This is a genomic window from Pseudidiomarina sp. CB1 (genome assembly GCF_024752025.1).
Lineage (GTDB): Bacteria > Pseudomonadota > Gammaproteobacteria > Enterobacterales > Alteromonadaceae > Pseudidiomarina.
On sequence record NZ_JANTPU010000001.1, the window covers coordinates 1707010 to 1723497 of the forward strand.

Here is a 16488-nt window from a genome sequence, read left to right on the forward strand (position 1 = left end):
CTAAAGCCCTCCATTTGAAAGTGCTTGCTGCTGCTCTAAACTTGCTATCTGCTGATAAGGTGTCACTGAGCCATCTTTTTTGATTTCATAGACTGTATAAGGCTGAAATCGAGTTCCCATCTCCATGCCAACAGAACCGACAGGCATGCCAGGGACGGTTAAGCCAATGCCATTGGCTGACTTCTTCCCAGCTAAATAATGAGAAACCAATGTAGGAGGAACGTGCCCCTCAAAGACATAGCCATTATCGGAAATAGCGGTGTGACAGGATTGAGCCTCCGCACTAATACCGGCATCACGTTTTCGTTGAGTCAGGTTGTCCGGATGTTGTACAGACACACTAAAGCTATCCGGTAAAGCTCGTAACCACTGTTCACAACAACCGCAGTTCGGATCTTTTAGAACGGTTAGCTTCCGCTCCTCTGAACCAGTTGCAGACACAGGCACGGAAAACAGCATCGCTAAAACAGCGATATTGCGTTTGATAGACATAATTATTCACCGACAAATAAGTTTTAAAGGAACACGCCGAGCGTGTGCTAAATTTTTAGTAACTTATTAAGCGGTAATTATTGGGGGGCGGAATAAATTAGACGCGTGTTTAGCACGAATGAAGGTGTCAACGGGTGCGTCGACTTTAGTAGAGAAATTAACTGCAGCGGCATTAAACGAGGGAGACTGTCCGACAAACAAAACTGAGCCACCGGAGCAATGTCGAATGGTCATGTCAGCACAGCACGAATTGTGCTTTTGCTCTTCATGCTCACAATCACTTGCGTCCGCTTTCTGCACCATGCTGTGCTGCATTTGCCCGTCATCATGGCATGCGTGAGCATCTGCCGTTTGCGAAAACGACATCGACACTAATAACACTACCATTACTAACAGAATTCGAATGTGCACGAGCACCCTGCTTTTTTGCAAGTTAATAAATTTTAGTTTAACGTCATTTAAACGAATGTCAAATAAGGAGCAGATCAATGTACTTATAAGGATTATTGTTCGCGTAGGTATAGCGGTTAAAGCTATGCCCATCGCGGAATCCAATAGGATCGTTACTGTAAAAACGACCGATAACTGGATCATAGTATCGTGCCTGCATATACGTCAGCTCAAGGTCATCGTCTTCCAAATGACCTGTGTAGCCGAGACCATCCGACTGCTGTGGCGCATCGTTATAGCGCGCTACCAGTTGCGAGCCTAAATGGTAATACTCAATGTAATTGCCATTCCTGTAGGTCGCCAGTAACGTCCCCTGTTGGTTATACAGGCTGTAGGTCTTAATTCCACCCGAGGTTTTCGACACGCGTCGACCATGACCATCATATTGATAGGTGATACCATCAGAGCTGATTAAACGGTTAGTCCGATTATAGTTAAAACTACGCGTTCCATTTGAAGTCACACTGCCACGGCTGTCATAGCTAAAGGTTCGCGAAACTGCACCCGACACACTAGCCAATCGATTGGAGCTATTGTAGTGATAATTGATATTTTCGTTCCCTACGGTCTTACTGATGATGTTGCCAAGCGCATCATAACTAAAATAACCGCTACTGTAATCCCCCCGAAAAATCAGCGCAGTCATAAATAGAATGCTCAACTCACTAACAAGGCGGCAAGCTTTTCCATCTGTAGTTGATAAACCTCTGGGCTCTCTCTTTTAAACTTCGCCAAATTCATCAACTTCCATTTTACCGATGGAAATTGATGATAATCATAAACAGACCAGTCCGGTTCTAAGCCGTTAAAACTAAGCAGAAATTGCTTATCCGCCTCGTTCAAACTCCGACGTATCGTCTTTATCAGCTTGTTTCGTGTTGCTTCAAAATCAGTATAATTAAATACAACATTACTCATGCCTTCAAACCGGTTCTCAAAAGCTGCCCTTTGGTCAAGTAAGTTGAGGGCAAGCATTTCATGTGTTGGTCGATTGCTACTAATCAGCGCGAATAACAAGCCCCGTTTGATTTCATCAGTAAACTTCTTTCGCAATTTCCGGCAACACATCGAGTAGCAGCTTTACCTGTCTTTTATAAGCTTCGTTCATTCCATTAACTCCAGTTCCTTTGGTACAGTGATTTGGTATTTCGGGATGTAAACACCGTTGGCTACTATCGCACGCTTACCCGAGCCTAGGTTTACACTGCTTAAATCAAGATATTGCACCCAGTCGTGATTTGCTTTCTCGGCCAGATAAAGAAATAAGCGTTTCACTTTTGTCGCCATAGCGTATTAATGCACCCGCCCCGATGCTCTCAAACCACTGGCTTTTTTTATAGCGTTGCTGCAAGTCGAGGCTGTAGCCATTTTCAACAAGCCAAGATGAACAGAGCACGACGCCCAATGGTTGGGAGCTCAGCAGCCGGTTTAATTTTGATGATATATCCGCACTCATGGTACCAACCTGTTAATCATTTCAAACTACAGGTTGGTTTATATTTTCAATTATGTCAGTACTAATGGTGCTAATTTTTATTAAATTTCAAACCCCAAAGCCTATCGAGGATTTAGATAAATTGTCACCCAACTAAATATTTCCTGTTCCTTCTGGCCTAAAACCAAGCCAAAAAGGTGGAATTTTTTCCACCTAAAAACTCAGGTTTTTCGGAAGGTTCAGAATTTTTTGTCGCGAGGCAAAGGTCAAAAATTGAAATTTCGGGGTCGGTTTTCTGTGACCAATTTTGTCATTAAACGGTCTAAAAAGAGTCGGTTTCGACGCCAAACAAAAAGTCAAAACACCGCTTAAGCCCCTGCTACACCTAGCTTTAACGATTTACCACCGAACCCGTGACTGCCCTCCGGAGGCAGAGGTCACAGGTTCGACTCCTGTCGGGTGCGCCATTTTTTACTGACCTGTAGCGATTGCCTTCGTTTAGGCTAAATTAAGTCTCAAAAACACGAGCAGCTTCCTTTACCACAATATCAGTTCAATCCTCCGTCACTAAGATTTCACTATGCGCAAAAACGTGTGGTTATATACACTGAAGCGAAAGCGCGTTAGTTTTATGTACACTTACAGGTATTACCAAGAGAAACCTAAATGCATATACGAGCGCTAGCCGTGCGACATATCCTTATGAACCCGAGGTAGTCATAGACTTATGACTTTAGATCAGTGGCTTATTATCGGCATTCTGCTGGCAACCGTGATGATGTTTTTGCTCGGTCGCTGGCGGCACGACATGGTTGCTTTGGCGGCGCTTTTAGCTTGTGTTATTGCTGGGCTCGTCGATGGTACGGCAGCGTTCAACGGCTTTGGTCATCCAGCCGTCATCACGGTGGCCTGTGTGCTCATATTGAGTCAAGGTCTACAAAATTCAGGCGCGGTTGATGCACTAACACGCGTCGCTTTGCCAGCGAATGCAGGCGCGACCGTGAGCATTAGCGCCCTGATCGGTTTAGGTGCCCTGCTCTCGGGCTTTATGAATAACGTCGGCGCTATGGCGTTGCTAATGCCCGTTGCCGTGCATGTTTCGCAACGGCTCGAGCTGACTGCGGGGCAAGTGCTGATGCCGCTCGCCTTCGGTACCATTCTAGGAGGCATGACCACGCTGGTAGGAACTCCACCTAACATCATTGTGTCCGGCTTTCGAGAAGAAGCAGGCTTAGGTAGTTTCGGTATGTTTGATTTCACTCCGATTGGCCTTGCCGTGGCGGCTGCAGGTGTGATTTTTATCGCAGTCATTGGCTGGCGATTCGTGCCTGCACGCAAACAATCGGGACTCGAAGGCTTTGAGTCAGGTGCTTACATCACCGAAGTTCGGGTCGAAGACGACAGCAAAGCTGACGGCCTAGCGTTACATGAAATCGAGGCTGAACTTAAAGATATCGATGCACAAATAATTGGCATTGTGCAACACGAAGTCGAGATCATTGCTGCAAATCCTGGGCGTCGCGTTCATGCTGGCGACATATTGATGCTCGAAGCGGAAGCCGACGCGCTCAAGGATGTCTTATCCATTCTGGGTCTCAAGCTTGAAGAGTCGGTCGAAGATGACGAAGAAGGGACTGACGCTAACGAGCACACCAAATCCGAACAAGAAGATGGCGACAGCGAAGAAAGCAAAAAAAGCGAGATCGCTCTATTTGAGTTAGTCGTTCAACCTAGCTCCCGACTCGTTGGACACTCCGCCAAAGACATCCTTTTGCGCACGCGGTATGGCATTAACTTGCTCGCTTTTTCACGCGAGGGTAAGCGCTCGATGAAGCGGCTGCGAGCAATAAACTTCCAATCGGGTGATTTGCTGCTGATGCAAGGTCCACCGGAGGCAATTGCTGAGTTTGCCGCCGACAACGGCTGTGTGCCATTAGCGCAACGCGATCTCCGCATTCCAAGCAACGCCAAAATCTGGCAGGCCAGCTCCGTCATGCTCGGCGCTATCGCTGTCGCCGCATTGGGGTGGCTCCCAGCGGCAGTGTCGTTTGCCCTAGGTGTACTCGCGTCAATGGCATTGGGCACGGTGTCGCTACGAAAAGTCTACGAAGCCGTCGACTGGCCGGTCATTGTTCTTTTGGGGGCATTAATTCCAGTTGCCGGGGCAATGGAATCAACAGGAACCGCGGCGCTCATCGCCACTTTCTTGGTCGATAGCGTTGCGCAAGGCAACGCCATCATTGGTTTGCTGGCTATTTTGTTAGTGACGATGTTCTTGTCCGACTTAATGAATAATGCCGCCACCGCAGCGGTCATGTGCCCCATCGCCATCAGCATTTCGTCCGTACTCAACGTCAACCCCGATTCATTTCTGATGGCCGTTGCCATTGGCGCTTCTTGTGCGTTTTTAACACCGATTGGGCATCAGAATAATACTTTGATACTGGGCCCTGGCGGCTTCCGCTTCGGCGACTACTGGAAGCTGGGCCTACCCGTTCAAGTGCTCGTCATCGCCGTTTCAATGCCGCTGCTTCTGGTCGTGTGGCCGCTCTAGCGAGCCATCTAGAAAATGTAAATAAACCCGACGCCTAACTCCGCTTCATAGTTGTTGCGCGCGATTGGGCTCTCTTCAACGTCGCTGCTGTAACGCTCATAAAGTCCCTCAACGTAAATCAGCCAGTTCTCATTGAGGTATTGGCGATAGTTGTAATGTAGGCCAAACGAGCGTAGGCCACTATCCAAATAGGTTTCATCGAGTCCAGATGCTGCGGCCTGTGAGGCGGTGATGCCAAAGTCTCGGTTGGCGCGTTCGCTGTCGTGATAGACCGCAACAAGCGCCAGTTCAGAGCCGGTGCCGTCATTTTGTTCGCCAAAGCGGCGGCCGACACCGAAAATACCAATGTTGCCGTTGTCACCAGTGATGACCCGGCCATCTAACCAATAGCGCCAATCGGCATCGAAGGCGCGACGTGCTTGCAGCACAATCTCTGTGCCTTCTTCGGTATCGCCAAGGCCATCCAAGTAACCTTCATCGGAGTCACCTTCTTCGCGGCCCTCTTCAAAGGCAACAGTAGCCTCAAACAGCCAATTGTCAGCGCGTAGACCCCGCCAGCCCAAGGCCTCACCGGCAAAGTAGAAAATATTATCACCGCTACGCCATTGCACTGCGCCAGCAGGATCGACTTCGAAACCAAATTCATCTGAACCTTCGTAGGCAGACTCGTATTCAATCCCCCCTCCGAGTCCGAAGGCCCAACCATTCTCACCCTTCGTGAAGTCATCCAACGACGGTAACGGCACCAATGCGGTTTCTTTTTCCTGTGCTAATGCTGCTTGTTGGGCGAGCCCAACTAGGCACAATGCTAAAAATAAGCCAGTATACGTTTTCATGTCGGCGTCACTCCAGAAGGTGTGGGTCAGTAATGACTACTTATCAATGATAGCAGAACGTACGAATTTTAAGATGAGATCACACAGCACACCCGAATTCGCGAATTGAATCTTTCACACTAAACTAATGTCTGACGTTGTGGCGTAGTAAGAGTGCGAACTTTTAACAAGGCGGAAGTGTGCTTAAACCCAAAATAGTGAGCCCTAAGCAGTTCATCCACGAACAACCTATTGTCCATGGTGAAGCGTTTGGTGTGCTGTGCTGGAATACTCAGAAGCTTACTGAGACGCCAGAGTTTCAGCGTACTCTGGAACGCGTTTTAACTGACTTTCCTTGTTTATTTTTATTACTTCAAGAAGCGAAGTTGAGAGCTAAAGACAATTGGCTATTGCCCCATTGGTCTTATGCTGTTGCGCCGAATATACAAACACGTCGCTCTATTTATGGCGTACTCACGGCAAGCCAGTTTGCGTTTAGGGAGGCGCAAGCACGACTCAGCCGAAAGCGCGAAGGTCTGTTCGCTACCCACAAAAGTTATATGCTTTCTTATCATGCGTTAGCAGAGGGTGGCTCACTTTTAGTCGTCAATGTCCACGCGATCAACTTTGTTCGTACTAACCAATTTTCCCAAGAAATAGAGCTCATTAAAGAAGATTTATTAGAACACAAGGGGCCACTCATTGTGGCTGGTGATTTTAACGTGTGGAGCCGTCAACGCCGCTTAAGTTTGCTGCAATTTTGTCAAAGTGTCGGCCTCAAGCAAGCTATTATGGCCGACCCTCACCTTATCAAAACCTATCGGCAACACCCGCTCGATTTCATCTTCTATCGCGACCTTACCCTGCAAGAAACCTCAGCGATCGATACCAGCAAGGTGTCCGACCATAACCCCCTTTATGCACGCTTTACGTTGTAGCGCACCTTCAAACGCGACATTCGTCGCAAATATCAGCCGTTGGCATGTACGCAAAGTTTTTCGCGAGCAAATCCCGTAAAGGGTCGTCGCAATAATGTTTGCGAGTCACGTGCATGTGCGAACGTAAGCGCCCTTTCAACACGTTGTTGCCGACATCGGTGAGCAACGGATTATTCGGGTCTATCGAAGGCCCTGTTGCTCGTGCCTTTAGCTCAGGCGGTAATGACAGCACCGGTACGGTCGCTGACAATTGCGCCGCCATAAAGAACGCAATCGAATAACGTTCAACGCCTTGCGTTGGACTCTCAACTTTGTGATTTGTTGCTTTCAAGAAGCCATTCGACGCAAGCTCCAACAGTTCGCCGATATTCACCACCAATGCCCCTGGAATAGGCTCGACATCGACCCACTCATTACCTCGCTCCACCTTGAGACCACTTTGTGAATCTTGCATAACTAGGGTGAGATAACCCGGATCTTTGTGGGCGCCAACGCCCTGCTGCGTCGACTGCTGCGCTGGGTAGCGAATGAGCTTGGCATGCGTGTACGGCTGCTCACCAATGGTGGCATCAAGAGCGTTGCGGTCGACGCCCAGCGATTCACATAGCTTTTGCAGCAAGTTGACGGTGATGCCACTCAGTTTATCTTGCAAGGTTAGCAACGCCGGTTTAAGTGCTGGCATTCCGTCAGGCCATAAGTTCGGGCCGATAAGTTTTTGCCATGGCGCGCGCAGCTGTTCTGGCGCAAGCGCTCGCTCCTCATTCATCCAGTCGAACTGTTCGCGCGCATCAAGCCGACCTGCGGTCATTTCATTGCCTACGCCGTTGTAGCCACGAAAATGTGGCGAATGAATCATATCGACCTGCTGCTTCTCTGCGGCCGAGAGCTGAAAGAATTGTTGGCTCAATGCCAAGTAGTCTTGCTGCGCATCGCTTCCTAAACCGTGATCGACCAAGTAAAAAAAGCCCACTTCACTGGCAGCATGGCGCAACTGTGCCAAACCTTCGGCAGAATCAAGCTGTGCCATAGAAATAATCGGTAGTGTCGCAGCGTTCATAATTAAGCGCTCCTCGTTAGCGTAACTGCGCTCACTATAGGCCGCCCCGTACAATTTATGAACGAACCAATGTTTCTAAGTTAGATTGAAATGCTATAGCAATCGATAAGATCACAAGGAAAACTGCAAGTACGTACTTCCTAATTTTTCGAAAAGCGTCGCTTCAGTAATAGTGAATTGCCGATCACTGATAGAGAGCTTGCGGTCATCGCAATCACACCCACCATGGGGTGCAATAAGCCGAATGCAGCAAGGGGAATCGCCGCTAGGTTGTATGCGCTGGCCCAAATTAAGTTCTGCACAATTTTGCTAAACGTTGCCTGCGATAGTTCCAATGCGTCGACAACTCCCGACAGCTCGCCGCGCACTAGGGTTACGTCAGCAGCTTCAATGGCTACATCAGCACCGGCGCCAATCGCTATGCCAACATTTGCTTGTTTTAATGCAGGTGCATCATTGATGCCATCACCAACCATAGCCACATGCTGCCCGTATATGTTTTGTAGGGCGCGAATGGCGTCAACTTTGCCCGCTGGTAAAATCTCTGCATGTACTTCGTCAATGCCTACTTCATCAGCTACTGCCTGAGCAGCTCTTGGGTTGTCGCCTGTTATCATGACAACCTTAAGGCCACGTTGGTGCATAGCACGGATAGCATTCATCGAGTCTTGCTTAATCGTGTCGGCGACAGCGAGTACCCCAATCGCTTTGCCATCAACCGCAACGATGACTGCTGTGCTTCCGTTGTTTTCCAGCCGCATCAGATCAACATCTAGCTCAGTTAAGCCCGTCACGCCGCACTCTTCTAATAGCATACGGTTACCGATCAGGACGAATAGCTCATCAACTTTACCGGCGACGCCTCGTGCTCCCTTTGAGTTGAACTCTGTAACTTCCCCTAATCCAATGTCACGCTCTGCTGCTCCCGCAACAATGGCACGGGCAATTGGATGCTCCGAAGCATTCTCTACAGTAGCCGCCCAAAACATTAATTGTTGGGGCGTTATGCCGTTGGCAGTAACCACTTCAATTAATTTCGGCTCACCTTTAGTAATAGTTCCGGTTTTATCAAGTACTATCACCTTGATATCTTTACACGTTTGTATGGCTTCACCAGACCGAATCAGAATGCCACGTTCAGCTCCAACTCCTGCCCCGACCATTAAAGCTGTAGGTGTTGCCAAGCCAAGCGCACAAGGGCAAGCAATCACCAGTACTGCCACGGCTGCTAACGTAGCCATTACCCAGTGTTCGGCCCCAGGCTGGACCCAGGGTAATATTGTGGCTCCCCAATGCAATAGCGGTTGTAATTGGTTCCCCCAAAGCATCCACATCACAAAACTCAACAATGAGATGAAAATAACGAGAGGCACAAAACGTCCGGTCATACGGTCTGCAAACTCCTGTATCGGAACTCGCGAACCTTGGGCTTGCTCAACTAACTTAATCACTTGCGACAAAAAAGTATCATCACCCACTTTGGTGACTTTCACCCGTAGGCGACCTTCTTTGTTGATGGTTGCACCGATGACCGCATCACCGTTTGATTTATAGACTGGAACGGACTCACCGGTTGCTATAGATTCATCAAGATGACTCTCGCCCGCAACAATATCACCGTCTGTGGGTATTTTATCACCAGGCCTGATGACCATAACATCGCCTAGCTTTAATTCTTTCACAGGGATTTCAATCTCTTGTCCGTCGCGCTCGATGTGAGCGGTTTTAGCGCCTAGCGTAAGTAGTTTCCGAATCGCTTGTGACGCTCGGCCTTTCGCTCGGGCCTCCAAATACCGACCCAGCAAATGAAATGTCATAATGGTCGCAGACATTTCAATAAACGATGTCATCTCAAAGAAAAAGCCTAATAGCCCAATCAGGTAGGGTGGAAGACTACCCAAAGATATCAACACATCCATATTAAATGTGCGATTTATCAGTGAGCGCCAAGCAGATTTATGCGTTGCTGCCCCTCCAAACAAAAATACAACGGGGAATGCCAGTAGTGCCACGATCATTAGGTAACCCTCGATGGGGCGCCAGAACATGTGTGGCATCATCATAAGCATAATAACGGTCGTCGGAAGCCCAGCTATTAGCAGGCGCTTTCCGGCTAGCTTTAAGAAGGCTTCCTCGATTGCATGGTCTTGCGAATGGTCGTCATTTGCTAAATTGGTGATTTGCGCGACATCATAACCGGCCCGTTCAACGGCTTGCTTGATCAGCTCCATACTCGGACCATCTTGGTCCACCGAGACGTAAACACGGTGGCTGGCAAGGCTCGTTTGAATATGTTGAACACCGTGTAACCGCGCCAAACTCGTACGCACGATTCCCGCGCAATGGTCAGAGCCCATGCCAGGCACAATCAACTGAATTTTTGTTTCAGGAGAGCTACGCACAATTAAAGATCTGAGAAGCGATTCGCTGTCTGCACCATTCTTTTAATTTCGTTTTCTTCAACATTCTGAATGGTTTGCAACAACTCTTTCGCGCTATCGATATCGACTCTTGTGTGCAGGTGCTCAAAGAGCTCGATAACGTGGGTATGGTGGTCGACGGTCTTTTCCATGATATGCGGCATATCAAGTGCCTGAAACGGTGATTCACAATGTCCGTGATGGATAATAGGATGTTTATCAATATAGTCGTAACACCAAGTATTGAGAGCCTTCGCTTCCGCTGTGTTAGCGAATCCTTTAACAATGCGGGCAAGACTATCTTCATGTTCGGCTATATAACGCAAGATCAGTTTAGCGCGTTCATCTTTATTTAATTGCGCACAATGTTGTAGGCAGTCTCTCAAGTTTTCATGGAAAGCAATCGTCCAATGAAGTACATCTCGAATGGTTTCTACTTGCATTTGCAGGCTCTCACTCTTCGTAAACTTTGATGATGGTTTGTTGAGCGTATAAAAGCCAACGTGGAACATCTACTCGACTATTCCACTTATCATTGATCACGATCAAACATCCACCCAGTTCCTTTACTTCTCTGGCGCATCGGTTTGTGGTGTTAATTCTTGCTCTCGGTCGGCTTCCACGGACCAAACGCGATAAAGTAGATCAGTGCAATATTAACGAACGGAACCAGTATTAAGAGTCCGAGAGGTCCCGCGTACCCGATTCGTTGGCAAATCCGCCATAAGGGAATAACAAAAATAGCACCTACCAGCAAAAACCAAACCAATCCTAAACCAGCAAACATTTCGTGATTCATCATTGAACACCTCTTATGTATCATGTTCATAAATGACGTTAGACTGAAAATGTTAAGTTTGCAAAAACCAGTATCACAAAAGCGAGTAACTCGTCTCATTCATCGGGAGAAATTATGAAAACTTTAGTTAAGATATTAATTGGCACAAGCCTACTTTTGAGTGCCTATGCGAATGCGCACGTTAGTCTTGTATCGAGCAGTCCGGCCGCAGGCGAAGTTGTCACAGAATCACCGAAGGTCATTACACTGAGTTTTGCCGGCGAAGTTCGTCTTGCCAAAATGATGCTGCATGCTGAAGACGGCAGTATGTACCCGCTGGATCACGTCATGAGCATGACCCCGCAAGCAACATTCGAGGTACCTGTAAAAGAAAGCTTGCCTATCGGTAGCTATAAGGTTGGTTGGACGGCTATGGGAAGCGACGGTCACAAATTAACGGGTAACTTTAGCTTTTCGGTGCGCGAATGACCTTTTGGACCGTCGCTGGGGTTGTTGTCTTAACCGTTATCATTGGCCTCAATGCAACTCAAATCGCTGCACCCTATATTAACTATGTGGCCGCTCTTGCTCGCCCCAAAGTCGATAAGAAGGGATTGGTCTTGGGCGTAACGCTCTTGCTAATGAGCGTGCTTTATTTCTTCATCAATGTCGGAAATTTTGCTGGTGAAGGCCTTTCGGGAATGACCGACTCCAGCTATATCGGCTTCATTTGGGCAGGTCCGGTCGGATTATTTACCCAGTTCCAAATCGCGGTTGTTTTGGCTTGGTTCATCTACTGTGCAATCCAAAACCCACACTTAAGAGCCATAGCCTATTTACTGACCTTAGCCGCTGTAAGTATGAGCTTCTTAAGCATTGGGCACGCGAGTAATGCCGCATGGTGGGGAAAATTAGCGCTACTCGCACACTTTATCGTCGCCTGCGTTTGGTTTGGTAGCCTCTATTCCTTGCGCAAGTTGGCGACATCTTTACCCATTGCAGAGGCACAACGCGTGATGGTCAAATTTGGAGCACACATGACTGGGGCAGTTCCTGTGCTTTTATTCGCTGGTGTACTATTGTACCGCAGCGCTACAGGCTCTTGGCTGCCCAGCACTCCGTTTAGCTCGTACGATATCGTGTTTATGACGAAACTAAGTTTAGTGGTACTTATTCTGCTTCTCGCCGCGGTACATAAACTGGTGTTCGTTCCACAACTACAAACACCTGCTAAAGCCAAGCGGCTGCAAACTTCAGTGACTTGGGAAATCGTACTCGCGATTGGAATTTTAACTGCCGCTGCCGCACTCAGCAGCGCATTTTCTCCCCATTAAATTAGGAACACACCTTATGAAAAACCTTTTAAGTCTAATTGGCGCATTGACCCTTTTCGTCGCTATACCGACAAGCGCAGCTGCACAACAACCCAGCGATGCAGTCGATCAGTTTCGCGCGGCATTGGCTGCCGGTAAAGTTGACGTCATCAACGACATTCTCGCTGAAGACGTACTTATTTTTGAAGGCAGTGGCGTCGAACGCTCGCTCGCGGAATATCGCTCGCACCACTTACCTTCAGACATCAAGTTTAGTCAGCATGTGACTTTTGAATTGCTTGAACGCGAGACGCATAACGCTGGCGAGCTTGCCGTCGTTACGTCGCGCTATAAAGTCTCGGGAACTTATAACGAAAAAGCTATTGATTTGACGATGAACGAGACAATTACAGCCAAAAAACTTGATTCATCAGCTTGGCAGATCATTCTGATTCATTGGTCGAATTAACGCGCACTGAATCAGCTCACGCGATGTAAGTGCACATTTGCAGTTACCGAATGTCGATTTCTCCTTTGCTTGTTCGATAACTATAGTGAACAACACAAGAGAGGAGAATTCCCATGAGCAAACCAACGGGTACTGTGCACCTGCATCGCATACTGAAAGCCCCTGTAGAAAGGGTCTATCGCGCCTTCACAGACAAAAGTGCACTGGAATACTGGTCGCCTCCGTACGGCTTTACGGGCACCATTCATCGCATTAACGTGCGCGAAGGTGGCGGTTACAACATGTCGTTCAATAACTTCACCACTGGCTCGAGTCACTCGTTTACGGTCGAGTACGTTGAAATTGTTCCAAACGAGCGCATTCGCCATAAAGATAGCTTTGACGATGGCCCGATGAACGAAGTCATGGATGTTCTAGTGACCTTCCGACCTGTCGCTTGCGGTACTGAACTGAGAATTGAGCAGGCAGGCATTCCTGCCGAAATTCCGGTAGAGTTTTGTTATGCAGGTTGGCAAGAATCGCTAGCACAGCTTGCAAATTTGGTTGAACCTGACGTGCCTGACTTTCCCGAAGAGTGATCCATCATATGAAATATTTATGTTTAGTGTATGCCGATGAGGCCGAGCTGCATAGCTTGCCAGAAAGTCCTGAGGACTCAGAATGTTTTGCTTATACACAGCGCACGGATGCCGCTGCTTCATTTTTAGCCGGCGAAGCATTGCAGTCGGTGGAAACAGCGACCACCGTTCGCCCGCGTGGTGACAAAGTGACCATCACCGATGGCCCTTTTGCGGAAACCAAAGAGCAACTTGTTGGCTTTTATATGATCGAAGCAAACAATCTTGACGCTGCGATTGAGTACGCGAAAGGTATTCCAGCGGCGCGAGTCGGCAGTATAGAAGTGCGTCCAGTCCGCCATCTGGACGTTTAGCACCCATGCCAGGGCTAAGTACGGAACAACAGATTGCACTGATTTATCAGCAGGAATCTCGGCGTATTTTAGCCACCCTCATTCGCTTGCTGGGTGACTTTGAGCTGGCCGAAGAAGCCTTACAAGAGGCTTTTTCGGCGGCTGTCACGCAATGGCGGAGCGATGGTATTCCGGAACAACCACGAGCCTGGTTGATTTCCACCGGGCGTTTTAAGGCCATTGACAAACTTCGCCGTGATCAACGCTTTCGCGAATTATTACCGACGCTCGCCGATCTTACCGACGAAGCCGCCGCACCCAATGCGCGAGCCATCGAAGATGACCAGTTACGATTGATTTTTACCTGTTGTCACCCGGCACTTGCAGAGCCTGCTCGCATTGCACTTACCTTACGCGAAGTTTGCGGGATGACCACCGAGCAAATTGCCCAAGCCTTTTTGCAGCCTACCAGCACATTGGCGCAACGTATTGTTCGCGCCAAAAAGAAAATCCGGCAAGCAAAAATTCCATTTGAAATCCCTGAAACAACACAGATGACAGAGAGGCTGGATGCTCTCTTACAAGTCATCTATTTGGTTTTTAATGAAGGCTATTTTTGTTCGAGTGGCGATGCTCTGATCAATGGTAAATTAATGGACGAGGCGTTGCGTTTGGCGCGGCAACTTGTGCGCGATGTGCAGCATACCGAAGCGCAAGGTTTACTGGCCTTATTGCTGTTTCAGCATGCGCGTCATCGGGCGCGACTTGCAGCCAACGGACGGCTGCTAACTTTAGAGGAACAAAACCGCGAACTTTGGGACCCAGCGCAAATTCACGAAGCCGATACCTTACTTCGTGAGATTCTGCCGCGCGCCGACATTGGTCGTTTTACCTTGCAAGCAGCGATCGCCGGTTTACATGCAGATGCCAAAAGTTTTGCGCAAACCGATTGGCGAGAAATACTAGCGTTTTATGATTTATTGCTAGAACGACACCCATCCCCGGTCGTGGCGCTCAATCGTGCTGTTGTCGTAAGTAAATTATCCGGCCCACAAGCTGCGATAGAACTGATTGAGGAGCTCAATTGCAGCCAAACCTTGTCCGACTATCGATTTTTTCATGTCTTTCATGCCGACCTACTGCGACAGCTTGGTGATACCGCCGCTGCCGAACAAAGCTATCGCCGTGCACTGACCTTGACGCCACAAGATTCAGAACGCACTTACTTACACGAACAACTTAATGAACTGCTGACGTCGAATTAAGCCTTCCTCGTTCGACTCATTCATACGTTATGAAAATTCATGACGCACGATGATTCAACAAGAGGAAAATGATCATGCAAACTATCGAAACAATGTTACGGCGCTTCAGCAACGCATGGGCAACCTTCGATACTGAAGTCATTTTAAACGCCGTTACCGATGACGTTCGCTTCGGTATGGCCAATAGCGACGACGTTATCGAAGGTAAAGCGGCTTTCGCCGATTGGCTCAACAATATGGATTGCGGCGATGGTGGCAAAGCGACCATCACCCACCACCAGTTTTTACTGGATGGCCATCGTGCAATGCTGACCGGTAACCTTGAGATCAGCTGCGAACTTGGTTCTGAGCGTTTCGCTTTTTGTGATGTGTATGAATTAGACGGTAACAAAATCAAAACGCTTACGGCCTATCTCACGAAGTATGGTGAATCGATGGCGTGCCCGTCGCAAGGCGATTAGCGAGCCATCAGGAAAGCGCAGGTTAATCCTGCGCTTGGTTCATCGCCTGGATGGCAAAACTGGCAAGCCAGTGCCCACCTTCGTAGCTATCACCAATCAAGTTCGGGTACGAGTACGCCATGTGCTGGTCGGCCACAGCACTCAAGTGCGCGTATTGCGGATAAGCGTTGGCCAATGCATATAAATTCCACGCACGGCTAAAGTTTAGACCATCTAAGTGTACGAGCTTGCCGTCGGTACGGTCACTCACTTTGCCAACTTGGAGGCTATAGTCTTTGTCTGCTAGCTGCGGCATAAAGCGTTGCAGCCAGGGTAGGAATTCGTCTTTGGGCAACACGCGTTGCATCAAACCAATTTCTTCAAGGCACGGTGAAATAAAATCGTAGCCACTGGGTTCCCAAGCGATCGGACAGTTTTCATCGGCGAAGTAATAGTCTTTTGCGCGCTGTGCAATTAAATCGCGCAGTTCGGATAAATCATGATTAACCGCATAGTCATAGGCAAAGCTCAGACCAAACGCCGTGTTGGTATGCTCACCCACGCGCACGGGATACACCAGTTTTGGCAGAAATTCGGCGTAGCGTTGCACGATCACATCGACCAAGGGCTGCAAGTTCACAGCGAGTTGCTCGGCCATCGGGTCATCCCACGCTTTCAGCTCATCCGAAAGCTTGAGTAGCCAGGCCCAACCATAAGTGCGCTCAAAGGACTTGTTAATGTCTTTACTGAAAAACTCTGCCTCACGCTTGCCGTTCTCGGCAGTGATATTACGCTCTAAAATTGCGCGAGCCTCGGCGGCATGTTCCATGTCCGGAAATTGACGCAACAAGGTAACTAACGACCAATAGCCATGGGCGGCGCTATGCCAGTCGAAACAACCATAGAAAATTGGATGATGTTCCGACGGCTCTTGTAAATCTTCCGCGCTGCCCAACACAATGCCAGTTTTATAAGGGTAAGGCGTTTCAACGCAGTGCAGCGGTAGCGTGATGAGCTTGTCGGCTTCGTTAAGTGTTAGCTGGTGCGAAGGCTCGGACGCCAGCGCCGTCTGGCTTAAAACTCCGCTGAAGAATAAAACTGCTGTACTCATAAACTTATGCATAATTTGACCCAAGTATGTATCACTGAAGT

At 48.5% G+C, this 16488-nt stretch carries 20 protein-coding genes; 9 read left to right on the forward strand and 11 right to left on the reverse strand.

Features of this window, described 5'->3' with window-relative positions:
* The 6 genes from NV375_RS08120 to NV375_RS08140 all read right to left on the reverse strand — a co-directional run bounded on the left by NV375_RS08120 (window position 1) and on the right by NV375_RS08140 (window position 2398).
* Window positions 1-492 (reverse strand): DUF411 domain-containing protein, encoded by a 492-nt coding sequence (locus NV375_RS08120; RefSeq protein ID WP_126772063.1) that lies wholly within the window; start codon window positions 490-492, stop codon window positions 1-3.
* Between the two features lie 66 nt (window positions 493-558).
* Window positions 559-903 carry a hypothetical protein gene (locus NV375_RS08125; RefSeq protein WP_258807660.1) on the reverse strand — a complete coding sequence of 115 codons (345 nt, stop codon included), beginning with the start codon at window positions 901-903 and terminating at the stop codon, window positions 559-561.
* A 58-nt stretch (window positions 904-961) separates the two neighbouring features.
* Window positions 962-1588, reverse strand: coding sequence for an RHS repeat-associated core domain-containing protein (locus NV375_RS08130; protein WP_258807661.1), 627 nt, complete (start codon window positions 1586-1588; stop codon window positions 962-964).
* Window positions 1589-1599: 11 nt separating this feature from the next.
* Window positions 1600-1995 (reverse strand): hypothetical protein, encoded by a 396-nt coding sequence (locus tag NV375_RS08135; protein WP_258807662.1) that lies wholly within the window; start codon window positions 1993-1995, stop codon window positions 1600-1602.
* A gap of 51 nt (window positions 1996-2046) precedes the next feature.
* A complete protein-coding gene (locus tag NV375_RS12640) occupies window positions 2047-2229 on the reverse strand; it encodes a type IV toxin-antitoxin system AbiEi family antitoxin domain-containing protein (RefSeq protein WP_405035608.1) in 183 nt (60 codons plus the stop codon).
* Window positions 2156-2398 (reverse strand): AbiEi antitoxin N-terminal domain-containing protein, encoded by a 243-nt coding sequence (locus NV375_RS08140; RefSeq protein WP_241967844.1) that lies wholly within the window; start codon window positions 2396-2398, stop codon window positions 2156-2158. The genes NV375_RS12640 and NV375_RS08140 overlap by 74 nt, the downstream gene beginning before the upstream one ends.
* Before the next feature lie 706 nt (window positions 2399-3104).
* Here NV375_RS08140 and NV375_RS08145 point away from each other — a divergent pair.
* Entirely contained in the window at window positions 3105-4931 is a 1827-nt protein-coding gene (locus tag NV375_RS08145) for an SLC13 family permease (protein ID WP_258807663.1), read from the forward strand.
* Between the two features lie 8 nt (window positions 4932-4939).
* Here the strand turns inward: NV375_RS08145 and NV375_RS08150 are convergent, their stop codons facing one another.
* Window positions 4940-5767, reverse strand: coding sequence for a MipA/OmpV family protein (locus tag NV375_RS08150; protein WP_258807664.1), 828 nt, complete (start codon window positions 5765-5767; stop codon window positions 4940-4942).
* A gap of 179 nt (window positions 5768-5946) precedes the next feature.
* Here NV375_RS08150 and NV375_RS08155 point away from each other — a divergent pair, with 179 nt between their 5' ends.
* Window positions 5947-6684 carry an endonuclease/exonuclease/phosphatase family protein gene (locus NV375_RS08155; protein ID WP_258807665.1) on the forward strand — a complete coding sequence of 246 codons (738 nt, stop codon included), beginning with the start codon at window positions 5947-5949 and terminating at the stop codon, window positions 6682-6684.
* Window positions 6685-6691: 7 nt separating this feature from the next.
* Here the strand turns inward: NV375_RS08155 and NV375_RS08160 are convergent, their stop codons facing one another.
* The 3 genes from NV375_RS08160 to NV375_RS08170 form a co-directional block, all read right to left on the reverse strand.
* A complete protein-coding gene (locus NV375_RS08160; protein WP_258807666.1) occupies window positions 6692-7741 on the reverse strand; it encodes an isopenicillin N synthase family oxygenase in 1050 nt (349 codons plus the stop codon).
* Between the two features lie 140 nt (window positions 7742-7881).
* Window positions 7882-10143, reverse strand: a complete 2262-nt coding sequence (locus NV375_RS08165) for a cation-translocating P-type ATPase (RefSeq protein WP_258807667.1) — start codon at window positions 10141-10143, stop codon at window positions 7882-7884.
* Between the two features lie 2 nt (window positions 10144-10145).
* Window positions 10146-10604 carry an ATPase gene (locus NV375_RS08170; RefSeq protein WP_258807669.1) on the reverse strand — a complete coding sequence of 153 codons (459 nt, stop codon included), beginning with the start codon at window positions 10602-10604 and terminating at the stop codon, window positions 10146-10148.
* A 470-nt stretch (window positions 10605-11074) separates the two neighbouring features.
* Between NV375_RS08170 and NV375_RS08175 the strand changes: the two genes are divergently transcribed.
* The 7 genes from NV375_RS08175 (at window position 11075) to NV375_RS08205 (ending at window position 15357) form a co-directional block, all read left to right on the forward strand.
* Window positions 11075-11428, forward strand: a complete 354-nt coding sequence (locus NV375_RS08175) for a copper resistance CopC family protein (protein WP_258807670.1) — start codon at window positions 11075-11077, stop codon at window positions 11426-11428.
* A complete protein-coding gene (locus NV375_RS08180; RefSeq protein ID WP_258807671.1) occupies window positions 11425-12273 on the forward strand; it encodes a CopD family protein in 849 nt (282 codons plus the stop codon). Before NV375_RS08175 ends, NV375_RS08180 begins: the two co-directional genes overlap by 4 nt.
* A gap of 16 nt (window positions 12274-12289) precedes the next feature.
* Window positions 12290-12721, forward strand: coding sequence for a nuclear transport factor 2 family protein (locus tag NV375_RS08185; protein ID WP_258807672.1), 432 nt, complete (start codon window positions 12290-12292; stop codon window positions 12719-12721).
* A 113-nt stretch (window positions 12722-12834) separates the two neighbouring features.
* On the forward strand, window positions 12835-13299 hold the full coding sequence (locus NV375_RS08190; RefSeq protein WP_258807673.1) for an SRPBCC family protein: 465 nt from the start codon (window positions 12835-12837) through the stop codon (window positions 13297-13299).
* 8 nt (window positions 13300-13307) lie between these two features.
* Entirely contained in the window at window positions 13308-13652 is a 345-nt protein-coding gene (locus NV375_RS08195; protein ID WP_258807674.1) for a YciI family protein, read from the forward strand.
* A 5-nt stretch (window positions 13653-13657) separates the two neighbouring features.
* Window positions 13658-14896, forward strand: a complete 1239-nt coding sequence (locus NV375_RS08200) for an RNA polymerase sigma factor (RefSeq protein ID WP_258807676.1) — start codon at window positions 13658-13660, stop codon at window positions 14894-14896.
* A 74-nt stretch (window positions 14897-14970) separates the two neighbouring features.
* The gene (locus NV375_RS08205) at window positions 14971-15357 is read left to right on the forward strand and encodes a nuclear transport factor 2 family protein (protein WP_258807677.1); all 387 of its coding nucleotides are present in this window, start codon (window positions 14971-14973) and stop codon (window positions 15355-15357) included.
* A gap of 22 nt (window positions 15358-15379) precedes the next feature.
* Here NV375_RS08205 and NV375_RS08210 read toward each other — a convergent pair whose 3' ends face one another.
* Window positions 15380-16447, reverse strand: a complete 1068-nt coding sequence (locus NV375_RS08210) for a DUF2891 domain-containing protein (RefSeq protein WP_258807678.1) — start codon at window positions 16445-16447, stop codon at window positions 15380-15382.
* Between the last annotated feature and the right edge of the window lie 41 nt (window positions 16448-16488).